Origin of the sequence: Achromobacter sp. UBA5777 (genome assembly GCF_002418565.1) — a bacterium.
Classification (GTDB): domain Bacteria; phylum Pseudomonadota; class Gammaproteobacteria; order Burkholderiales; family Burkholderiaceae_B; genus Achromobacter; species Achromobacter animicus.
The window spans coordinates 1-19,627 of the sequence record NZ_DIEJ01000254.1; the positions used below are offsets into that span (position 1 = coordinate 1).

The window sequence follows — 19,627 nt, forward strand, 5'->3', positions numbered from 1 at the left end:
GGCATGGCGCCCGCCCCAGGCATGGCGCCCGCTCCCGGCACGGGAACGATGACCGCGCCGATCCGCCAGTAAGGCATCGCGCGAAGCAGGGCGCATGATTCAAAGCGCATGAAGCGAATCTGAAGCAGGGCGCTGTGTGATGCAGCGCGCTGCTTCCAGGGCGCAGCCGCTGCCGCATTCAGGCAAAATGGCGGCTGTCGCCCTTTTTCACGCATATTCATGTCCGACGTCATCGCCCTGATTTTCGATTTCGACGACACGCTGGCCTCGGACAGCACGTCCGGGTTTCTGGACAGCATCGGCGTGGACACGGCCTCCTTCTGGAAGGAAGAGGTCGATCCCCTGCTGTTTCAGCAGGACTGGGATCCCGTGCCGGCCTATCTCTACAAGATGATCGAACTGTCCCGGCAGGGACGGCATGGCCTCATCACGCAGCAGCGCCTGAAAGACTGGGGCGCTCGCCTTGATCTGCACGATGGCGTGGCCACGCTGTTCCAGCGTCTGCGCGCCGCGGTCCGTGCCGAGCATCCGCAGGTGCAGCTCGAGTTCTATCTCATCTCCAGCGGCATCGGCGACGTGGTGCGCTCGACGCCCATCGCGCATGAGTTCACCGAGATCTGGGCATCTGAATTCGTCTATGGCGAGGACGGCGGCATCGCGTTCCCGCGGCGCGTCGTCAGCTTCACGGACAAGACCCGCTACCTGTTCCACATCCAGAAGGGCATCATCGGCCGCGAATTCCGCAACAAGCCGTTCGAAGTGAACCGCAAGATTCCCGAGGACCGGCTGCGCATCCCGTTCGACCAGATGGTCTTCGTGGGCGACGGCTATACCGACATTCCGTGCTTTTCGCTGATCCGCCGCGCCGGCGGCTTTGCCTTTGGGGTCTGGGATCCCAAGCACCGCGACAAGCGCAGCCGCGCCTGGGGCTTCATCGAAGAAGGGCGCGTGTCCAACCTCAACCAGGCCCGCTACGACGAAGAGGCCGAGTTGTATCAATGGCTCGAAGAAGCGGTCACCAGCCTGGCGGGCCGCATCGCGCTGAAATCGCGGGTGTACCGTGGCTGAGTTGGCCCCGATGGACACGGTGCCGCGCTGGACCGAGCAGGACGCGCGTTTCATGACCCTGGCCCTGGAACAGGCCCAGGCCGCCTACGACATCGGCGAGGTGCCGGTGGGCGCGCTGGTCGTGTCCGCCCAGGGCGACATCCTGGGGCGGGGCTATAACCGCACCATCATCGACCACGATCCCACCGCGCACGCCGAGATCGTCGCGCTGCGCGGCGCCGCGCGCCAGCTTGAAAACTACCGGCTGCCCGGCATCACCGTCTACGTCACGCTGGAACCCTGCGTGATGTGCATTGGCGCCATGCTGCATGCGCGCCTTGCGCGCGTGGTGTTCGGCGCCTACGACCCCAAGACAGGGGCCTGCGGCAGCGTGCTGGACGTCGGGTCCGTGCCCAAGCTCAATCATCACACTTCAGTCACCGGCGGCGTGCTGGCCGAACCCTGCGGCGATCTGCTGCGCCGGTTCTTCCGCGAACGCCGCGCCAAGGAATCCATCGCATGAGTACCCCCAAAGCCGCCAAGTCCGCTGCCAAGCCCGCCGCCAAGGCGAGCCGCGCCAAGGCCGCTGCCACCCCGGCGCACGTTCACGCGCACGATCACGGTCCGGACTGCGGCGACGCATGCGGTCACGACCATGACCATGACCACGATCACACGCACCATCACGGTCCCCAGCCGGACGCCCGCGGCATCTACCTGATTTCCCCCTCGTCCGCCGTGCGCGACCCCGCCACCGTGACGTTGGCGCTTGAACGGCTGGCGCAACAGGGCTTCAAGACCGCGCTGGACCGCACGGCGCTGGCCGAGCATCAACGGTTCGCCGGCACGGACGCCCAGCGCCTGGCCAGCCTGACGCGCGCCACGAAACAGAAGCTGCCGATCGTCATGGTGACGCGCGGCGGCTACGGGCTGGGCCGGTTGCTGCACGCCATCGACTGGAAGGCCATGGCCGACAGCGGCAAGCGCTTTGTCGGCATGAGCGATTTCACGGCGTTCAACCTGGCGCTGCTGGCGCAGACCGGCGCGGTCAGCTACACGGGCGCCACCGCGGTCCAGGATTTCGGCGGCAAAAAGGTCGATGACCTGACCGAAGCGCTGTTCGGCGAAGTGATGCGCGGCGAGCTGGAGATCCTCAGCTTCGAAACGCAGGACGCCGACCCGGTCGACGCGCGCGGCATCCTGTGGGGCGGCAACCTGGCGATGCTGACCTCGCTGCTGGGCACGCCCTACATGCCGAAGATCCGTGGCGGCATCCTGTTCCTGGAAGACGTGGCCGAGCATCCGTACCGCGTCGAGCGCATGCTGATCCAGCTCTGGCAGGCCGGCATCCTGGCGCGCCAGAAGGCCATCGTCCTGGGCCGTTTCACCGAATACAAGCTGGCGCCGCACGACAAGGGGTACGATCTGCACGAGGTCGTGGCCTGGCTGCGCAAGACGGTCAAGGTGCCGGTCATTACCGGTCTGCCGTACGGCCATGTCGCCACCAAAGCCACCTTGCCCATCGGCCAGAAGGTCGGCATCGCCACCGAAACGGGCCTCGCGCATCTGGTGCTGGACGAGCATCACCACTGATTCCCGGTCTTGGGGTGGGGCGGCGCGGCGGTCCGGCGGTCCGGTGCTTCGGCGGTGCAGCGGTCCGGCGGTCCGGCGCTTCGGCGCTCCAGCAGCGCCGCTGTCGCCAATATAAATAAGGGCCGCAGCCCGTTTGCTACACTAGCAGGTTTTCCCGCATGCGCTTTCGGGCGCCTTCAAACGTACATACACCGTGATATCCACCGCCAATCTCACCATCCAGTTCGGTCCCAAGCCCCTTTTCGAGAACGTCAGCGTCAAGTTCGGGGAAGGCAACCGGTACGGGCTGATCGGGGCCAATGGGTCCGGCAAGTCTACGTTCATGAAGATCATCGGCGGCGACCTGGAACCCTCCGGCGGCAATGTCGCGCTTGAACCCGGCGTGCGCCTGGGCAAGCTGCGCCAGGACCAGTTCGCGTTCGAAGACGTGCGCGTGCTGGACGTCGTGATGATGGGCCACACCGAAATGTGGGACGCCATGTCCGAACGCGACGCGATCTACGCGAACCCGGAGGCGACCGAAGACGATTACATGCGCGCGGCCGATCTGGAAGCCAAGTTCGCCGAATACGACGGCTACACCGCCGAAGCCCGCGCGGGCGAACTGCTGCTGGGCCTGGAAATCGCGGTCGACCAGCACAACCTGCCGATGCGCGAAGTCGCACCGGGCTGGAAGCTGCGCGTGCTGCTGGCGCAGGCGCTGTTCTCGAACCCCGACGTGCTGCTGCTGGACGAGCCCACCAACAACCTGGACATCAACACGATCCGCTGGCTGGAAAACGTGCTCAACGGCTATCAGAGCACGATGATCATCATCAGCCACGATCGTCACTTCCTGAACCAGGTGTGCACGCACATGGCTGACGTGGATTACGGTGAAATCCGCATCTACGCCGGCAACTACGACGACTACATGCTGGCCTCCACCCAGGCCCGCGAGCGCCTGGTGGCCAACAACGCCAAGGCCAAGGAACGCGTCGCCGAACTGCAGGACTTCGTGCGCCGTTTCGCGGCCAACAAATCCAAGTCGCGTCAGGCCACCTCGCGTCTGAAGCAGATCGACCGCATCAAGGCCGACCAGGTCGTGGTCAAACCCTCGTCGCGCCAGAACCCGTACATCCGGTTCGAGCAAAGCAAGGTCATGCACCGCCTGGCCGTCACTGTCGAAAACCTCACCAAGGCCTACGACGCGCCCGTCATCACCAAGTTCTCGGCCATGGTCGACGCCGGCGAAAAGATCGCCATCATCGGCGCCAACGGCGTCGGCAAGACCACGCTGCTGCGCCTCTTGGCGCAGGACCTGCAACCCGATTCGGGCACGGTGAAGTGGTCGGACAATGCCGACCTGGGCTACATGGCGCAGGACGTGTCCGACCAGTTCCAGCAAACCGACATCAACCTGCTGGACTGGATGGGCGACCACCGCCAGCCGGGCGACGACGACCAGTCGATCCGTTCGGTGCTGGGCCGCCTGCTGTTTTCGGCTGACGACCTGCCCAAGGCCCCCAAGGTGCTGTCCGGCGGCGAAAAGAACCGCATGACCTTCGGCCGCCTGATGCTGGGCCGGCACAACGTCATGCTGCTCGACGAGCCGACCAACCACCTGGACATGGAGTCGATCGAGTCGCTGCAGTTCGCGCTGGAAAAGTACGAAGGCACGCTGGTCTTCGTGTCGCATGACCGCGAATTCGTGTCCGGCCTGGCTACGCGCGTGATCGAAATCCTGCCCTCCGGCGAGATCGTCGACTACCGCGGCGGGTACGAAGACTACCTGTCCTCGCGCGGCATCGAGGCCTGATTCCGCACGGCGGGTCATGAAGCGGCGCACGGGGTCGTGCGCCGCTTCTTCATTTGGGCCGCTGCGCCCGTAGTCCATTCCGGCCGCCGCTCCGCAATGGACACACTTATTCAGCCGGACGCAATCTGCGCTGCGCTATCATCGGGCCCGACCCTGGCGGCTGTCCGGCCGGGCTTCTTTTTGTCCCCACATGTCTCCCTCTTTGCACGACGCGCCTGATGGCGCGCAGATCGGCACGTTCACCCTGACGGCCCGCATCGTTGCCATCGCCTTCTTTACCTTCATCTGCTACCTGGCCATCGGCCTGCCGCTTGCCGTGCTGCCGGGTTACGTGCACGGCAACCTGGGTTACGGATCCGTGCTGGCGGGCCTGGCGATCAGCGTGCAGTACGTGGCGACCTTGCTCAGCCGCTCGCACGCCGGCCGCATGGCCGATACGGTCGGCCCGAAGCAGACCGTCGTCATCGGCATGGCGGCCTGCGCGATCAGCGGCATCTTTCTGCTGCTCGCCTACGCCTTCGAACGCACCGCGTGGCTCAGCCTCGCGGCAATCATCCTCAGTCGCCTGGCGTTGGGATTCGGCGAAAGCTGGGTCGGCACCGGCTCGGCCACCTGGGCCATCGCGCGGGTAGGGCCGCTGCACACCGCCCGCGTCATTTCGTGGAACGGCATCGCCACCTATGGCGCGCTGGCGCTGGGCGCGCCGCTGGGCGTGCAGCTTGAAAAGCACTGGAGCATGGGCGCACTGGGCGGCGCGGTGCTGCTGCTGGGATTGGCCGGACTGGGTCTTGCCATGATCCGGCCGGCCGTCGCCATCGTCGGCGGGCACCGCATGGCCTTCAAGAGCGTGGTGCTGCGCGTGTTCCCGCACGGCGTGGCGCTCGGCCTGGGGTCGGTCGGCTTCGGCACGCTGGCCGCCTTCGTCGCGCTGTATTACGCCAGCGTCTCGTGGGATGGCGCCGCGAGCGCGCTCAGTGCGTTCGGCGGCGCCTTCATCGGCGTGCGTCTGCTGTTCGCCGGCACCATCACCCGCTTTGGCGGATTCCGGGTGGCGCAGGTGTCGTTTCTGGTCGAAGCGGCCGGTCTGTTGCTGTTGTGGCTGGCGCCCAACCCGGGCATGGCGCTGCTGGGCGCCGCACTGACCGGCTGCGGCTTCGCGCTGGTGTTCCCGGCCATCGGCGTCGAGGCCGTGGCGCGCGTGCCGGCCGGCAGCCGCGGCGCGGCGCTGGGCGCCTATTCGGCTTTCCTGGACCTGGCGCTGGGCGTGACCGGCCCGATTGCGGGCTACATCTCCAGCGGCTTCGGCTACCCCGCGATCTTCCTGGCCGCGTCCCTGTGCGTCACGCTGGGCTTCGTCATTGCGTTTGGATTGCAGCGGGCGGCCAGCCGGCAGCCGGCGCCAGTCTGATCGTTATTACGAAAAGAAGTAAAGACATTCGATATTGATTGTTTGGATTCATATAACGAATTGTTAGATTTGAGGCTCGTTTTCACGCGCGCTGACGATTCGTTCCATGAACCTGATTTTCGACCACGTCCACAAGCACTTCGGCGACCTGCCCGTCGTCGATGGCTTCACCAGTGAATTCAAGACCGGCGAGCTGGTCGCGCTGGTCGGTCCGTCCGGCTGCGGCAAGTCCACCTTGCTGCATCTGGCCGCCGGGCTCGAAATGCCCACGCAGGGCAGCGTGCTGGCCGACGGCGACAAGGTCACGGGACCGCATCCCAGCCGCACGCTGGTGTTCCAGGAACACGCCCTGTATCCCTGGCTGACGCTGGAAGACAACGTGGCGCTGGCGCTGGAATTCCAGAACACGCCCAAGAAGCGCGCCCGCGAAGCCGCACGCGAATGGCTGGCGCGCGTCAGCCTGGAAGGCTTCGAACACTACTATCCCCATCAGGTCTCCGGCGGCATGCGCCAGCGCGCTGCGCTGGCCCGCGCGTTCATCGCGCAGCCCCAGACCATGCTGATGGACGAACCCTTCGGCGCGCTCGACGCGCTGACCCGCCTGAGCCTGCAGGACGTGCTGCGCCAGCTCATCGCGCAGGAAAAGCCGACGGTGCTGCTGGTGACCCACGACGTCGACGAGGCCCTGTTCCTGGCCGATCGCATCGTTGTCTTCAGCCCGCGTCCGGCGCGGGTGCTGCGCGAATTCAACCTGGCCCACCGCGTCAAGACGCACGACCTGTCCGATCTTGCCGCTGAGAAGCGCGAAATCCTGCGCCTGTTGGGCATCGGCGTCGGCGGCTCGGACGCGCACGCCGACATCGCGCTGGCCGCCTGACCTTCTCCCCAAATATCCACGGCCGCCCAGGCGCGGCCGCTTATCGAATTACCTGGAGTTCCTCTGATGAAACTGAAGCAATGGTTGTCCCTGCCGCTGGCTGCGGCGCTGCTGGCGGCTGCCCCCGCGATGGCTGCCGAGAAGTTCCGCGTAGGCTACCTGCGCGTGATGGACGACGCGCAGGCGATCGTCGCGCAAGAGGGCGGCTACTACAAGACGGCCGGCCTGGATTCCGAACTGATCGAATTCAAGTCGGGCACCGACCTCATCAAGGCAATCGTCGGCGGCCAGCTCGACATCGGCGTGCTCGGCTTCACCAACGCGGTCGCCTGGGCCTCCAAGGGCGCTGACCTGAAGGTGGTGGGCGGCGCGCAGCAGGGCTATCACTCGCTGATCGTGCGTGACGATTCCGGCATCAAGGACATCGCCGGCCTGAAGGGCAAGACGCTGGCCTCGCAGGCTGAAGGCAGCACCGCCGACGTGGTCCTGAAGGGCGTCGTGCTCAAGCAGGGCAATCTGACAGCCGACGACGTCAACGTCATGGGCGTGAGCCCGGCCGTGGCCGTGCAGTCGCTGGTGGGCAAGCGTGTTGACGCGGCCTTCCTGTTCGAACCCTACGACCGCATCGCGCAACTGGTCGCGCCGGTCAAGCAGATCTACGAAGTGGGCCAGGCCTGGCCGTTCCCGTGCATGGTCGTCATCACCTCGGGCGAAACGCTGGCTAAGCGCAAGGACGATGTCTGGAAGGCGCTGGACGCCCAGAACCAGGCCATCACGCTGCTGCAGAAGGAACCGGCGCAGGCTTCCAAGCTGATCGCGTCGTACTTCATCGCCGAGCCCACGCTCAAGACGCTGACCCGCGGCGAGCTGCCGCGTGAAACCGTCATTTCCGAAGCTATCAGCACGCAGGTGTTCACGCCCAAGCTGACGGAAAAGGACACGGCGCGCATGCAGGAAATCGCTGACATCCTGCAGGCCCAGGGTTCGCTCAAGACGCGCGACGGCAAGCCGTACGACGTCTCCAGCATCGTCGACCTGTCCTGGCAAGAGGCTCGCAAGCTTTGAGCGCATCTACCCGTGTGACCGGCGCCCGTAAGCATCTTGCGGGCGTTTTGGGCGTCCTGTTCATCCTGGCGCTGTGGCAACTGGCCGCGTTCGCGCTACCCGACTTCCTGATGCCCGGCGTGCCGGCCGTCGTCGAGCGGCTGTTCGAAGACCTGGGCAAGCAGTCGTTCCACCAGAGCCTCATGGGCACGCTGGGACGGTTGGGTGCGGGTTACGGACTGGCGCTTGCCGCCGGCGTGGGCTTCGGCCTCGTGGCGGCCGTGCTGTTCTTCTTCCGCGAAGTCCTGCGCAGCGCCATCGTCATCCTGCAGTCGATCCCGTCCATCGCGTGGGTGCCGCTGTTTCTCATCGTGATGGGCTTTGGCAATACGCCCATCATCGTGGTCGTGGCGCTGTCGGCGTTCTTTCCGGCCGCGCTCAGCGTGATGAACGCCACCGAATCCGTGCAGCGTGTGCACGTGTCGGCGGCGCGCGTCATGGGCGCGACGCGCTGGGGGCTGATCAAGCGGGTGTACCTGCCGGCGGTCATGCCCGAACTCATCACCGGCGCGCAGTTGGCGTTCGGCAACGCCTGGCGGGCGCTGATTTCGGCCGAAATGCTGATCGGCTTCGGCAAGGGGCTGGGCCGGTCGCTGGCGTACTCGGGCGAAATCGCGGACATGACCGGCGTCATGACCAACATCCTCGTGATCGCCGTGCTGGCTGCGTTGATCGACCAGTTCGTGCTTGAAAACCTCAAGCATCGTTTGCTGCGTTACCAATACGTCTGACGTTGTCATCATGATGTCCCGCATGCGTCCATTCGTCCTTGCCGCGGGCCTGCTGCTCGCGGGCTTCGCGCAGGCGCAACCGGAGACCTTTCCCGCGGCGAGGGCGCGCGGTGAGCTGGTCGTGGGGGTGCCGTATCTGGCGCCGCCGCCGGTCGCGGGCGCGAAGATCCGCACGCCCGAAGGCCTGGACGCCGCCATCACGGACAAGCTGGGCGCCAGCCTGAAGCTGCCCGTGCGGCTGGTCCAGTTGCCGGCCGCTGACGCCGATCGAGCGTTGAAGGCAGGCGAGGTGGATCTGGTGCTTGCAGACCGCCCCGACGGACAGCCGCAGACCGTCGCGGTGCAAGCCACCGGCTATGCGGCACGGCCCAAGGCCGTGATCCGCACCGACACGCCGATGCGCAAACCCGCCGACGTGCAGGGCCGCAGCGTGTGCATGGCCGAAGCCGCCACGCAGGCGCAAGCCCTGGCGCAAAGCTGGGGCGCAACCGTCAAGACGTATCGCGTGCCGTCGGACGCGCTCGTCGCCGTGCGCGAAGGAGCGTGCGACATCGGTCTGGTCGACGATGCTGTCTGGGAGCCGCTGATGCGCTTTCCGGAATGGAAAAAGTTCTCCTCGACGCTGACACCGGATGGTGCACGCCAGGAGCGCGTGTGGCTGCTGCCCGCGCAGGACGAGGCCTCGCGCGCGTGGCTCGGGCAAGAGATGCGGGCTTGGGACCGCGCCGGCGCCTGGAAGGCCATGACCACGAAATGGGCGCGCGACGTCGCCTTCGACGTCTATCTGGATCAGGAAGTCCCGGACTGCCACGGCTGATGCGCGGCCGGTCGGCGCCGCGCAGGCCGGGCCGCGCAGGACGCATCCGAGCAGGCCGCATCGCCCGCCGATCCGCGCACTTACAATGCCGGGCATGACGCACACGCTGACCGCTCCCTGCACCTACCAGGAAGACATCAAGAAAAGCCGCTTTGCCGCGTATGCCGCGCCGGTCGCCACGGTCGACGACGCCATGCGCTTCTTTGCCGAGCACAGCGACCCCGAGGCCACGCACAACTGCTGGGCTTACCGCATCGGACAGGAATACCGCTTCAATGACGATGGCGAGCCCGGCGGCACCGCGGGCAGGCCGATCCTGCAAGCCATCGAAGGCCAGGACATGGACCGCGTGGCGGTATTGGTCGTGCGCTGGTATGGGGGAATCAAGCTGGGCGCGGGCGGACTGGTGCGCGCTTACGGCGGATGCGCGGCCAATTGTCTACGGTTGGGCGAGCGCACGGAAATCGTCGACTTGGCGACGGTGCGCTGCGCCAGCGGCTTCGGCGAGATGGCGCTGCTGAAATCACGGTTGGCGCAGGCAGGCGCCGCCATTCAGCAGGAAGACTACAACGCGGACGGCGTCACGCTCACGTTCACGGTGCCGCGTGTGGTGCTGACTGAATTGGAAGTCACTGCGGCGAACATCACGCGCGGCCGGTCCGCGTGGGAAGTCGTCTCGTAGCCAGCCAGCGCCCGCACCGGCCTGCCGCGCCGCGGCGTCCGGGAAGCAAATGTCCCGGTGCAAAAGGAAGGGGCCCGGTCCGGGCCCCTTGCGGTTTTACGCGTCCTGGCTATCTTGCGCCGCGGCGATTTCCTGGTGGACCTTTTCCATGTCCACTTCCTTGATCTTGGCGAGCAGTTCGTTCAACTGACCGCCGGACAAGGCGCCGGGTTGCGAGAACAGCAGGACCTTTTCGCGGAAGACCATCAGCGTCGGAATCGAGCGGATGCCCAGCGCGCCGGCCAGTTCCTGCTCGACGTCGGTATTCACCTTGGCGAACGTGACGTCCGGATGCTCGGTGGCGGCCTGTTCAAATACCGGCGCGAAACCACGGCACGGGCCGCACCAGGGCGCCCAGAAGTCGACGATGAGGGTCCCGTCGGGCGTGATGGCTTCCTGGAAGCTGTCTTTGGTGAGTTCAACAATACTCATGAGAAATCCTTGCCGCGTGGGCGGCGAAAAGCGGTGGCGGAGACACCGGGGGCCTGCCCCGGCGCTGATGCGGCGACGCGTATTGCCAGGCCTTGAAAGCCCATAGTAGAGCCGGTCCAGGCCGCGTCGCAATGGTTGGCGCCGTCATTGGCGCAGAATACGGCTCTCAGGCCGCTGATTTCGTGGAGACGCCTGCGCCGTTTTTCAGTGAGGCGACGATCTCGAAAGAACGCAGGCGGTCGGCGATGTCGTAGAAGTCGGACACGATCATGACCTCGTCGGCCTGCGTTTCCGCGACCAGGGCTTCGAGTTCCCGCTTGACGGTGTCCGGGCCGCCCACGATCGAAGCGCCCAATCTCTGATTGACCGCCTCACGCTCCCATTCGTTCCATACGCCGTCCATGCTTTCGACCGGCGGCTGCAATTGCAGGCGATGGCCGCGCACGAGCGACAGGAACTTCAATTGCTGCGTGGTCGACTGGAAGCGCGCGGCCTCGTCGGTTTCGGCGGCAATGACGGGCACGCCGATCATCGAATAGGGGCGCGACAGCGTCTTGGACGGCTTGAACAAGTGACGGTACAGGCGCATCGCGGCCATGCCTTCCGGCGAGAAATGCCCGGCAAACGAGAACGGCAAGCCCAGTTCGGCCGCCATGCGGGCACTGAAGTCGCTGGAACCCAGCAGCCAGATCGGCACGTCCAGCCCTTCGCCGGGAATGGCGCGCACGGGCTGGCCGGGGCGCGAGGGCGCCAGAAAGCCGCGCAGCTCCTCGACCAGCGCCGGGAACTCAAGACCGCTGCGCGGGCTGCGGCGCAGCGCCTGTTGCGTCGCGCCGTCGCTGCCGGGTGCGCGGCCCAGGCCCAGGTCGATGCGGCCGGGGTAAAGGGTCTCGAGCGTGCCGAACTGTTCGGCGATGATCAGCGGCGCGTGGTTGGGCAGCATGACGCCGCCCGAGCCGACGCGCAGCGTACGGGTGTGGCCGGCCACATGGCCGATCAGCACGGCCGTGGCGCTGCTGGCAATGCCATTGATGTTGTGGTGCTCGGCCAGCCAGAATCGGTTGTAGCCCAGTTGCTCGACATGCTGCGCCAGTGCGACCGTATTGCGGAACGCATCCGCGGCGTCGCGGCCCTGCACAATCGGGGCCAGGTCCAGCACGGAAAAGGGGATATTCGCCAGGGCGCTCATGCGTGCGCCTCCGCTGCGTCATGACAGGCTTGCAGCGCGGAAATGAAAGGGGAAGGGCGCAAAATGTACTCCATATGCTGATCTACATGGGGAGTGTATCGGCGAATTCAACCGAGCCCGCCAGCAACCATGCCCTTGGGCGGGTTGATTGATTTTTCCGATCCCTACAATAGCAAGCACCGTCGCGGCCTGGAATTGCCGCGCATCTTTCATTCAATTCAAGGAGACAGGCATGGGCGCCAGCGGCCAGAACAACCGCATCGACAACATCGAATTCAACGTCGCGGACATCGCGCGCAGCAAGCGCTTCTATGCCGAGGTCTTCGGGTGGACGTTCACGGATTACGGTCCCACGTATTCGGAATTCACCGATGGCCGGCTGACGGGCGGCTTCACAACGGGAGAAACGGTTCGGCCGGGCGGTCCGCTCGTAATCCTGTACGGCGACGACCTGGCCGCAACCCGGCAACGCATCACGGCCGCGGGCGGTCGCATCAGCCGCGACGAGTTCACGTTTCCGGGCGGCAGCCGCTTCCATTTCACGGACCTCGACGGCTACGAACTGGCGGTGTGGACGGCCGCCAAATGAAAAAGCCGCCGCAAGGCATGACCTGCGGCGGCTTTGGGCCAACAGCGTGCCAGCCCGACTATTCAGGGAAGAACGCGTAGCGGATCACGAACAGCACGGCCACAAGCCATGTGGCCGGGTGCACGTCGCGCATTTTGCCCGTGGCGGTCTTGAGCACCACGTAGCTGATGAAGCCGAACGCAATGCCGTTGGCGATCGAGTACGTGAACGGCATGACCAGCGCGGTCAGCGCGGCCGGCGTGGCTTCGCAGACGTCGTTCCAGTCGATGTCGATAAGCTCGCGCATCATCAGGCCGGCGACGTAGAGCAGGGCGGGTGCGGTGGCGTAGGCTGGCACGGCGCCCGCCAGCGGCGAGATGAACAGCGCGGCCAGGAACAGCAGGCCCACGATCAGTGCGGTCATGCCGGTGCGCCCGCCAGCCTGCACGCCGGAGGCGCTTTCCACGTAAGCGGTGGTGCTGCTGGTGCCCAGCATCGAACCGGCCACGATGGCGGTGCTGTCCGCGAACAGCGCGCGGCCCAGGCGATTGGGGCGGTCTTCAGGCACCAGGCCTGCGCGCTTGGCCACGCCCACCAGCGTGCCGGTGGCGTCAAACACTTCGACCAGTACGAACACCAGAATCACGTGCACGAAGCCGGAATGCAGCGCGCCCATGATGTCCAGTTTGAAGAGGGTAGGCGACAGGCTGGGCGGCGCGGAAAAGATGCCCTTGAACTCGTTGTAGCCCATCACCATCGACAGCACCGTGACCACGATGATGCCGATCAGGATGGCGCCACGCACGCGCAGCGCGTCCAGCGACGCGATCACGAAAAAGCCCAGGATGGCAAAGAGCGGACCGTGCGTGGTGAGGTTGCCCAGCGTGACCTTGGTGGCCGGATGGGCGACCACGATGCCCGCGCTGGATAGCGCGATAATGGCCAGAAACAGCCCGATGCCGGCCGCAATCGCACTGCGCAGCGAATGCGGGATGCCCTTGACCAGCCAGACCCGGATGCCGGATATCGTCAGGAACAGAAAGATGATGCCCGAGATGAACACCGCACCCAGCGCCTGCTCCCAGGTGTAGCCCATGGTCTTGACCACGGTGAAGGCAAAGAAGGCATTCAGCCCCATGCCGGGCGCCATGCCGATCGGCCAGTTGGCGATGAACGCCATTACCAGCGAGCCCAGCGCGGCGGCCAGGCAGGTGGCAACAAAGACCGCGTCGCGGTCCATGCCCGTCGAGGACAGGATGTCAGGATTGACGAAGATGATGTACGACATCGTCAGGAATGTCGTCAGGCCGGCCACGACTTCCGTTCTTGCGGTCGTGCCGTGCTCACGCAGCTTGAATAGCTTCTCCAGCATTCGAGTCCCCAGGGTTTTTGCAGGATTTTCAGGTTGTGGCGGGCGGGGCGGAAAGCCCCGTCCCAGTCAAGAACCCGCGTATTTTCGCATCAGTTGTAAACTCTGCCGCCATGATCATTCTCGGCTTTGAAAGCTCCTGCGACGAAACCGGCGTCGCAGCCGTCTGTACGGAACGCGGCCTGCTTGCGCACGCGCTGCATACCCAGATCGCCATGCACCAGGAATACGGGGGCGTGGTGCCGGAACTTGCCTCGCGCGACCACATCCGCCGCGTAGTGCCGCTGACCCGCCAGGTGCTGCAAGACGCGGGCCTGCAGATGTCCGACATCGGCGCCGTGGCCTACACGGCGGGGCCGGGCCTTGCAGGCGCTTTGCTGGTCGGCGCCAGCGTCGCGCAGTCGTTCGCCTGGTCGCGCGGCCTGCCGGCCATCGGCATCCATCACCTCGAAGGCCACCTGCTGTCGCCGATGCTGGCCGATCCCCGGCCCGAGTTTCCCTTCATTGCTTTGCTGGTCTCAGGCGGGCACACCCAGCTCATGCGCGTGGACGGCGTGGGCCGCTACGAGCTGCTGGGCGAAACCCTGGACGACGCCGCGGGCGAGGCCTTCGACAAATCCGCCAAGCTCATGGGCCTGGGCTATCCAGGTGGACCCGCGCTGTCCCGGCTGGCCGGCAGCGGCGACGCCTCACGCTTCGACCTGCCGCGCCCCATGCTGCACAGCGGTGACCTGGACTTCAGTTTCAGCGGCTTGAAAACCGCCGTGCTGACCCGTGTCAAGGCGGCCGAACAGAATGGCGGCCTGGACGAACAGACCCGCGCGGACCTTGCCGCCGCCACGCAGGCGGCCATCGTCGAGGTGCTGGCGGCCAAGTCCATCCGCGCGCTGAAACAGACCGGGCTGCGCCGCCTGGTCGTGGCCGGCGGCGTGGGGGCCAACCAGCTTCTGCGCGCCAAGCTCGATGCCGCGCTCAAGCCGCTCAAGGCCCGCGCATACTTCCCGCCGCTGGAACTGTGCACCGATAACGGCGCCATGATCGCGTTCGCGGCGGCCGAACGGGTGAAGGCCGGCTTGGCCACGCTGGACGCCAGTGCCCACAGCTTCACGGTCAAGCCGCGCTGGGATCTGGCCGATATCGCCTGAAATGAAACGGGCGGCCAGGCCGCCCGGTTTTTCCACCCCTCTGATCCGCCCATCGCGGGGGGATTACTTCTTCTTGCTACCGATCCGGCTTTCGGTGCCCTGGATCAGCCGGGCGATATTGGCGCGGTGGCGGTAGAACAGCAGGATGCCGATGATCGCCAGCGCCACGCCCAGGGCCGGCTGCGCCTGCCAGGCTAGCCCGGATCCGAATACGTAGTACACCGGGGCGAAGAACGCGGCCACCAGCGAAGCCAGCGACGAATAGCGGAAGAAAATGGCGATGATCAGCCACGTTGCCGCAGTGGCGACGGCCAGCCAGGGCTGGATGGCCACCAGCACGCCCAGCGCGGTCGCCACACCCTTGCCGCCCTTGAATCCCAGGAACACGGGGTACAGGTGGCCGATGAAGGCGGCCAGCGCCACGCAGGCCAGGGCAATGGGGGCGATGCCCGGCGCCAGCTTCTCGGCCAGCCAGATTGCGAACCATCCCTTGGCGGCGTCCCCCAATAGCGTCAGCGCGGCGGCGGTCTTGTTGCCGGTGCGCAGCACGTTGGTCGCGCCCGGGTTCTTGGACCCATAGCTGCGGGGGTCCTGCAGACCCATCAGCTTGCTGACGACCACGGCGAAGGGCACGGAGCCGATCAGGTAGGCCAGCACGACGAGCGCGACGGTAAAAGCCAGGGAGGGTTCGGTTATCGCCATGGAAGGGGAGTCCGTTGTTGTAGTAGTGGCTGCGGATTCTACCCCGGGTACAATCCGCCACGTCACCCGCGTTTTATTTTCTTTCGGATGCACAATGCGAATTCTGGTTTCGAACGATGATGGCTATTCGGCCCCTGGCCTGGAAGCGCTGGTCGCCGCGCTGGAAGGGCTGGGCGATCTGACCGTCGTCGCGCCCGAGACCAACCACAGCGGCGCCTCGAACTCGCTCACGCTGAATCGGCCGCTGTCGGTGCGCACCGCTTCAAACGGCTTCATCGCGGTCAACGGCACGCCGTCCGATTGTGTGCACGTCGCGCTGACCGGCCTGATGGATACGCGCCCCGACCTGGTCGTGTCGGGCATCAACAACGGCGCCAACATGGGCGACGACACCCTCTATTCGGGTACCGTCGCCGCCGCCAGCGAAGGCTATCTGTTCGGCATTCCCGCCATCGCGTTCTCGCTGGCGGAAAAGGGCTGGGAGCACATCGACTCGGCCGCGCGCGCCGCCCGCCTGGTCGTCGAGCGCCATCTGGCCCAGCCGCTCGCGGCGCCGGTGCTGCTCAACGTCAATATCCCGAGCCGCCGTTTTGAAGACATGCACGGGTTTGCGGTCACGCGGCTGGGCAAGCGGCATCCGTCGCAACCGGTCGTGCGCACCACCACGCCCTATGGCGACACGGTCTACTGGATCGGACCGGTCGGTCTTGCCGCCGACGCCACGCCCGGCACGGACTTCCACGCTGTCGAGCAGGGCATCGTGTCCGTCACCCCGTTGCGTCTGGACCTGACCCAGCACAGCCAACTTGACGAGATCCGCACCTGGGCAGAGCCGCTATGCGCAAACGCATAAGCCAGCCGGACATCACGCCCGGCGCCGGCCGCAGCAGCCCGGCCCGCCACGACGCCGGCCGGCTGGGCCCGGGTTACACGCCCGCCAACAGCAACACGCGCATTTCGGCGGCCACGCTGCAGCGGCAATCGCAGGCGCCGCTGCCGCAGTCGGGCGGCAATCTCGGCCTGAACTCCGAACGCTTGCGCCAGGCCATGGTGCAGCGCCTGCGCTCACAGGGCATCACCGACGAACGCGTGCTGAACGCGATGGCCGCAGTACCGCGCCATCTGTTTGTAGACGAGGCCCTTGCCAGCCGCGCGTATGAAGACGCCGCATTGCCCATCGGTCACTCGCAAACCATTTCCCAGCCGTGGGTTGTGGCGCGTATGATCGCGGCTGCTTGCGAAGACCGCGCGCCTACCCGTGTGCTCGAGGTCGGCGCGGGTTGCGGATACCAGGCCGCGGTGCTCGCGCAGTTCGTGCGCGACGTCCACACCATCGAACGCATACGCGGGCTGTACGAGCTGGCGCGCGAGCATCTACGCGCCTTGCGGCTCACCACAAGGATCCGGCTCATCTATGGAGACGGCACTTTGGGGCTGCCCGGCGTGGCGCCGTTCGATGCTATCGTTGTGGCTGCCGCAGGTCTGGCCATCCCGCAAGCGCTGCTGACGCAGCTTGCTCCGGGCGGCCGTCTCATCGCTCCCGAAGGGGGCTCCAACCAGCGCCTGGTCCTGATCGAACGCACGGGCGCGGCAAGCTGGAAAAGAACCGAACTAGAGGCCGTGCGCTTTGTGCCGCTACGGTCCGGAATACAATCTTGAGCGACAGGAGAAACGTATGCTCAACGGGCAGTTGCAACTGACCGATATGAATTTGGGCGCGTCAATGACGCGTCTTCGCCGCCCGCTCTTCGCAGTGGGGGTCCTCAGCCTCGCCATCCTGGCCGGCTGCGCATCCAAAGGTACTCGTGCCCCGGTGGTCGACATGACCGGCGGGCAACCCGCGCCGACGGCCACGTCCGGCAGCTATGTGGTCAAGCCGGGCGACACGCTCTACAAGATCGCCCGCGCCAACAACGTCGACATCGAAAACATCAAACGCTGGAACAACATCAGCGATCCCAACCAGATCTCGGTGGGTCAGGTGCTGCGCATGTCCGGCGGCGCCACCGGCGGCGCGCAGACCGCGCCGATCGCCAGCAACCGGCCGCAACCGCGTCCGCTTGACCAGCCCGAAACCCCCGCGGCCACCACGCCCGCACCTGATGCCACGCCCACGCCGCCCCCGGCGCCGGTCGACACCAAGCCGGCCACGCGTGCGGCCGATGCCGGCGTCATCAACTGGGCCTGGCCGGCCAACGGCCAGATCGTGCAGGCCTTCAATGCCAGCAGCAAGGGCATTGACATCGCCGGTGCGCTGGGCGACCCGATCACCGCCGCGGCGGATGGCCTGGTCAAGTACAGCGGCAACGGCGTGCGCGGCCTTGGCAACCTCATCATCGTCGAGCACCAGAACGGCTTCATCACGGCCTACGCGCACAACCGCGCGCTGCTCGTGAAGACCGGCCAGACGGTCAAGCGCGGGGCCAAGATCGCCGAACTCGGCCAGAGCGACACGACGTCGCCGCGTCTGCACTTTGAAATCCGCCGCCAGGGTACGCCGGTGGATCCGATGCAATACCTGCCGCCCAAATGACGCCCACCCTGGTATTCGACCTCGAGACCATCCCTGACGCCGACGGGCTGCGCAAGCTCAACGGCTGGGGCGCCGACGTGCCCGACCACGAAGTGGTCGAGCGCGCGCTGACCGCCCGGCGTGAGGCCGTGGGCCACGACTTCCTGCCGCTGCATCTGCACAAGGTCGCGGTGGTAGGGTGCGTGTTCCGCGACGACCAGGGCTTTCGCGTCAAGACGCTGGGCCAGCCGGACGATCCCGAAGCGGCCTTGCTTGCGGGCTTCTTCAAGACCATCGAACGCTACACGCCCAAGCTCGTCAGCTGGAACGGCTCGGGCTTTGACTTGCCCGTCCTGCATTACCGCAGCCTGATCCAGGGCGTGCCCGCGCCGCGCTACTGGGACATGGGCGAAGAAGACCGCGACTTCAAGTTCAACAACTACATTTCGCGCTATCACAACCGTCACATCGATCTGATGGACGTGCTGGCCAAGTACAACGGCCGCGCCAACGCGCCGCTCGACGAACTGGCCAAGCTGTGCGGCTTTCCCGGCAAGCTCGGCATGGACGGCAGCAAGGTCTGGGAGGCCTGGAGCACGGGCCGCGCCGACGAAGTGCGGGCGTACTGCGAAACCGACGTGGTCAATACGTGGCTGGTGTATTGCCGCTTCCGCTTCCTGCGCGGTGAACTCGACCGCACCGCCTACGAGACCGAAATCGCGCTGGTGCGCGACACGCTCTCGGCCAGCGATGCGGCGCACTGGAAGGAATACATGGCGGCCTGGGACGCGGGCTGATTCGCGCGGGCGACCAGCCAGCCTGAACCCTTGCCATTGCGCAGGGGTCGGGGCATACCGACGGGGCCTGCGTGGCCCCGTTCTTGCGCCTGGCGGGCAAGCAATCGACTGAAACAAGACGGCCGCAAACGAAACCTGGATGAAACCAGGCGGATCGCACAATGGCCTCGCTTTCTTCACTTTCAGGAGACATCCATGTCCCGATTCGCTATCCGCTCCAATCTGGCCGTCCTTGCTATCGTCGCCGCGTCGAGCGGTTTCGCGGCTGGCTCCGCAATGGCTGCGCCTCCTCCTCCCGCCGAGGGCGGTCCGGCCGCCATGCACGAAGGCCATCGCGGCGGTGGTTTCCACAAGGGCATGCGTGACGGCCTGCTCATCCCCGGTCTGGGCCCCGTCTCCAAGGCCCAGGTCGCCGAGCTGAAGCTCGACGCCAAGCAGGAGGCCCTGTTCAAGACCGCCCAGGAAGGGCAGCGCAGCCTGCACGAAGCGATGCGCGCCGACCGCGGCACGCGCCATGACCTGCTCAAGTCGCAGCTGGACAGCGGCAAGCTGGATCCCCGCGCGCTCCTCGAGCAGTCGGAAAAGCGCCGTGACGCGTTCGGCCCGCAAGCCAAGCAGGTGCGCGACCAGTGGCTGGCCGTCTGGGATAGCCTGAACGACACGCAGCGCGGCCAGGTGACCAAGATCGTCAAGGAGCGCGAAGCCCGCATGGCCGAGCGCCACGCCAAGATGGAAGCCCGCGCGGACGGCAAGGGTCATCCCGGCATGCGCGGCGCGGACGGCCGCCCGGGCATGCGCGGCGCCGACGGCCGTCCCG

At 66.1% G+C, this 19,627-nt stretch carries 22 protein-coding genes; 17 read left to right on the forward strand and 5 right to left on the reverse strand.

Annotation, left to right across the window (positions count from 1 at the left end; genetic code table 11):
• The coding region (locus tag B3446_RS21550) for a hypothetical protein (RefSeq protein WP_291384847.1) at positions 1-221 on the reverse strand (221 nt) is incomplete at its 3' end.
• Between B3446_RS21550 and B3446_RS21555 the strand changes: the two genes are divergently transcribed.
• From B3446_RS21555 to B3446_RS21600, 10 genes are all read left to right on the forward strand, one after another.
• Positions 220-1,068 carry a haloacid dehalogenase-like hydrolase gene (locus B3446_RS21555; RefSeq protein WP_291384849.1) on the forward strand — a complete coding sequence of 283 codons (849 nt, stop codon included), beginning with the start codon at positions 220-222 and terminating at the stop codon, positions 1,066-1,068. The two genes, B3446_RS21550 and B3446_RS21555, sit on opposite strands and share 2 nt — an antisense overlap.
• 10 nt (positions 1,069-1,078) lie before the next feature.
• On the forward strand, positions 1,079-1,570 hold the full coding sequence (gene tadA / locus B3446_RS21560) for a tRNA adenosine(34) deaminase TadA (RefSeq protein ID WP_291384884.1): 492 nt from the start codon (positions 1,079-1,081) through the stop codon (positions 1,568-1,570).
• Positions 1,567-2,640 (forward strand): LD-carboxypeptidase, encoded by a 1,074-nt coding sequence (locus tag B3446_RS21565; RefSeq protein WP_291384851.1) that lies wholly within the window; start codon positions 1,567-1,569, stop codon positions 2,638-2,640. The genes tadA and B3446_RS21565 overlap by 4 nt, the downstream gene beginning before the upstream one ends.
• 193 nt (positions 2,641-2,833) lie before the next feature.
• The gene (locus B3446_RS21570; RefSeq protein WP_291384853.1) at positions 2,834-4,438 is read left to right on the forward strand and encodes an ABC-F family ATPase; all 1,605 of its coding nucleotides are present in this window, start codon (positions 2,834-2,836) and stop codon (positions 4,436-4,438) included.
• Between the two features lie 190 nt (positions 4,439-4,628).
• Positions 4,629-5,846 (forward strand): MFS transporter, encoded by a 1,218-nt coding sequence (locus B3446_RS21575; protein ID WP_291384855.1) that lies wholly within the window; start codon positions 4,629-4,631, stop codon positions 5,844-5,846.
• Between the two features lie 106 nt (positions 5,847-5,952).
• Positions 5,953-6,723: an ABC transporter ATP-binding protein gene (locus tag B3446_RS21580; RefSeq protein ID WP_191578948.1), complete on the forward strand. Its 771-nt coding sequence runs from the start codon at positions 5,953-5,955 to the stop codon at positions 6,721-6,723.
• Between the two features lie 66 nt (positions 6,724-6,789).
• The gene (locus B3446_RS21585; RefSeq protein ID WP_291384857.1) at positions 6,790-7,788 is read left to right on the forward strand and encodes an ABC transporter substrate-binding protein; all 999 of its coding nucleotides are present in this window, start codon (positions 6,790-6,792) and stop codon (positions 7,786-7,788) included.
• Entirely contained in the window at positions 7,785-8,558 is a 774-nt protein-coding gene (locus B3446_RS21590; RefSeq protein WP_175121720.1) for an ABC transporter permease, read from the forward strand. The genes B3446_RS21585 and B3446_RS21590 overlap by 4 nt, the downstream gene beginning before the upstream one ends.
• A gap of 10 nt (positions 8,559-8,568) precedes the next feature.
• Entirely contained in the window at positions 8,569-9,375 is an 807-nt protein-coding gene (locus tag B3446_RS21595; protein ID WP_291384859.1) for a transporter substrate-binding domain-containing protein, read from the forward strand.
• A 94-nt stretch (positions 9,376-9,469) separates the two neighbouring features.
• Positions 9,470-10,057 carry an IMPACT family protein gene (locus B3446_RS21600; protein ID WP_291384861.1) on the forward strand — a complete coding sequence of 196 codons (588 nt, stop codon included), beginning with the start codon at positions 9,470-9,472 and terminating at the stop codon, positions 10,055-10,057.
• Positions 10,058-10,153: 96 nt separating this feature from the next.
• On the opposite strand, the gene B3446_RS21605 is transcribed toward B3446_RS21600, so the two are convergent.
• Together B3446_RS21605 and B3446_RS21610 are read right to left on the reverse strand one after the other, a co-directional pair.
• Positions 10,154-10,528 (reverse strand): thioredoxin family protein, encoded by a 375-nt coding sequence (locus tag B3446_RS21605; RefSeq protein ID WP_006388150.1) that lies wholly within the window; start codon positions 10,526-10,528, stop codon positions 10,154-10,156.
• 166 nt (positions 10,529-10,694) lie between these two features.
• Entirely contained in the window at positions 10,695-11,717 is a 1,023-nt protein-coding gene (locus tag B3446_RS21610) for an LLM class flavin-dependent oxidoreductase (RefSeq protein ID WP_191578944.1), read from the reverse strand.
• Positions 11,718-11,949: 232 nt separating this feature from the next.
• On the opposite strand from B3446_RS21610, the gene B3446_RS21615 reads away from it, so the two are divergent.
• Positions 11,950-12,306 carry a VOC family protein gene (locus B3446_RS21615; protein WP_291384871.1) on the forward strand — a complete coding sequence of 119 codons (357 nt, stop codon included), beginning with the start codon at positions 11,950-11,952 and terminating at the stop codon, positions 12,304-12,306.
• A gap of 58 nt (positions 12,307-12,364) precedes the next feature.
• Here the strand turns inward: B3446_RS21615 and B3446_RS21620 are convergent, their stop codons facing one another.
• Positions 12,365-13,657 carry an NCS2 family permease gene (locus B3446_RS21620; protein ID WP_056560820.1) on the reverse strand — a complete coding sequence of 431 codons (1,293 nt, stop codon included), beginning with the start codon at positions 13,655-13,657 and terminating at the stop codon, positions 12,365-12,367.
• 110 nt (positions 13,658-13,767) lie between these two features.
• Here B3446_RS21620 and tsaD point away from each other — a divergent pair, with 110 nt between their 5' ends.
• On the forward strand, positions 13,768-14,799 hold the full coding sequence (gene tsaD / locus B3446_RS21625; RefSeq protein ID WP_218343689.1) for a tRNA (adenosine(37)-N6)-threonylcarbamoyltransferase complex transferase subunit TsaD: 1,032 nt from the start codon (positions 13,768-13,770) through the stop codon (positions 14,797-14,799).
• A 63-nt stretch (positions 14,800-14,862) separates the two neighbouring features.
• Here tsaD and plsY read toward each other — a convergent pair whose 3' ends face one another.
• Complete coding sequence (gene plsY, locus B3446_RS21630) at positions 14,863-15,501, reverse strand: glycerol-3-phosphate 1-O-acyltransferase PlsY (RefSeq protein ID WP_291384875.1); 639 nt, start codon at positions 15,499-15,501, stop codon at positions 14,863-14,865.
• 94 nt (positions 15,502-15,595) lie between these two features.
• On the opposite strand from plsY, the gene surE reads away from it, so the two are divergent.
• The 5 genes from surE to B3446_RS21655 all read left to right on the forward strand — a co-directional run.
• Positions 15,596-16,354: a 5'/3'-nucleotidase SurE gene (gene surE, locus B3446_RS21635; protein ID WP_175121712.1), complete on the forward strand. Its 759-nt coding sequence runs from the start codon at positions 15,596-15,598 to the stop codon at positions 16,352-16,354.
• The gene (locus B3446_RS21640) at positions 16,339-17,160 is read left to right on the forward strand and encodes a protein-L-isoaspartate(D-aspartate) O-methyltransferase (protein WP_191578941.1); all 822 of its coding nucleotides are present in this window, start codon (positions 16,339-16,341) and stop codon (positions 17,158-17,160) included. The genes surE and B3446_RS21640 overlap by 16 nt, the downstream gene beginning before the upstream one ends.
• A 16-nt stretch (positions 17,161-17,176) precedes the next feature.
• The gene (locus B3446_RS21645; protein ID WP_191578940.1) at positions 17,177-18,034 is read left to right on the forward strand and encodes a peptidoglycan DD-metalloendopeptidase family protein; all 858 of its coding nucleotides are present in this window, start codon (positions 17,177-17,179) and stop codon (positions 18,032-18,034) included.
• The gene (locus B3446_RS21650) at positions 18,031-18,810 is read left to right on the forward strand and encodes a 3'-5' exonuclease (RefSeq protein WP_291384880.1); all 780 of its coding nucleotides are present in this window, start codon (positions 18,031-18,033) and stop codon (positions 18,808-18,810) included. Before B3446_RS21645 ends, B3446_RS21650 begins: the two co-directional genes overlap by 4 nt.
• A gap of 195 nt (positions 18,811-19,005) precedes the next feature.
• A partial coding sequence (locus B3446_RS21655) for a hypothetical protein (RefSeq protein ID WP_291384882.1) occupies positions 19,006-19,627 on the forward strand: 622 nt, incomplete at its 3' end.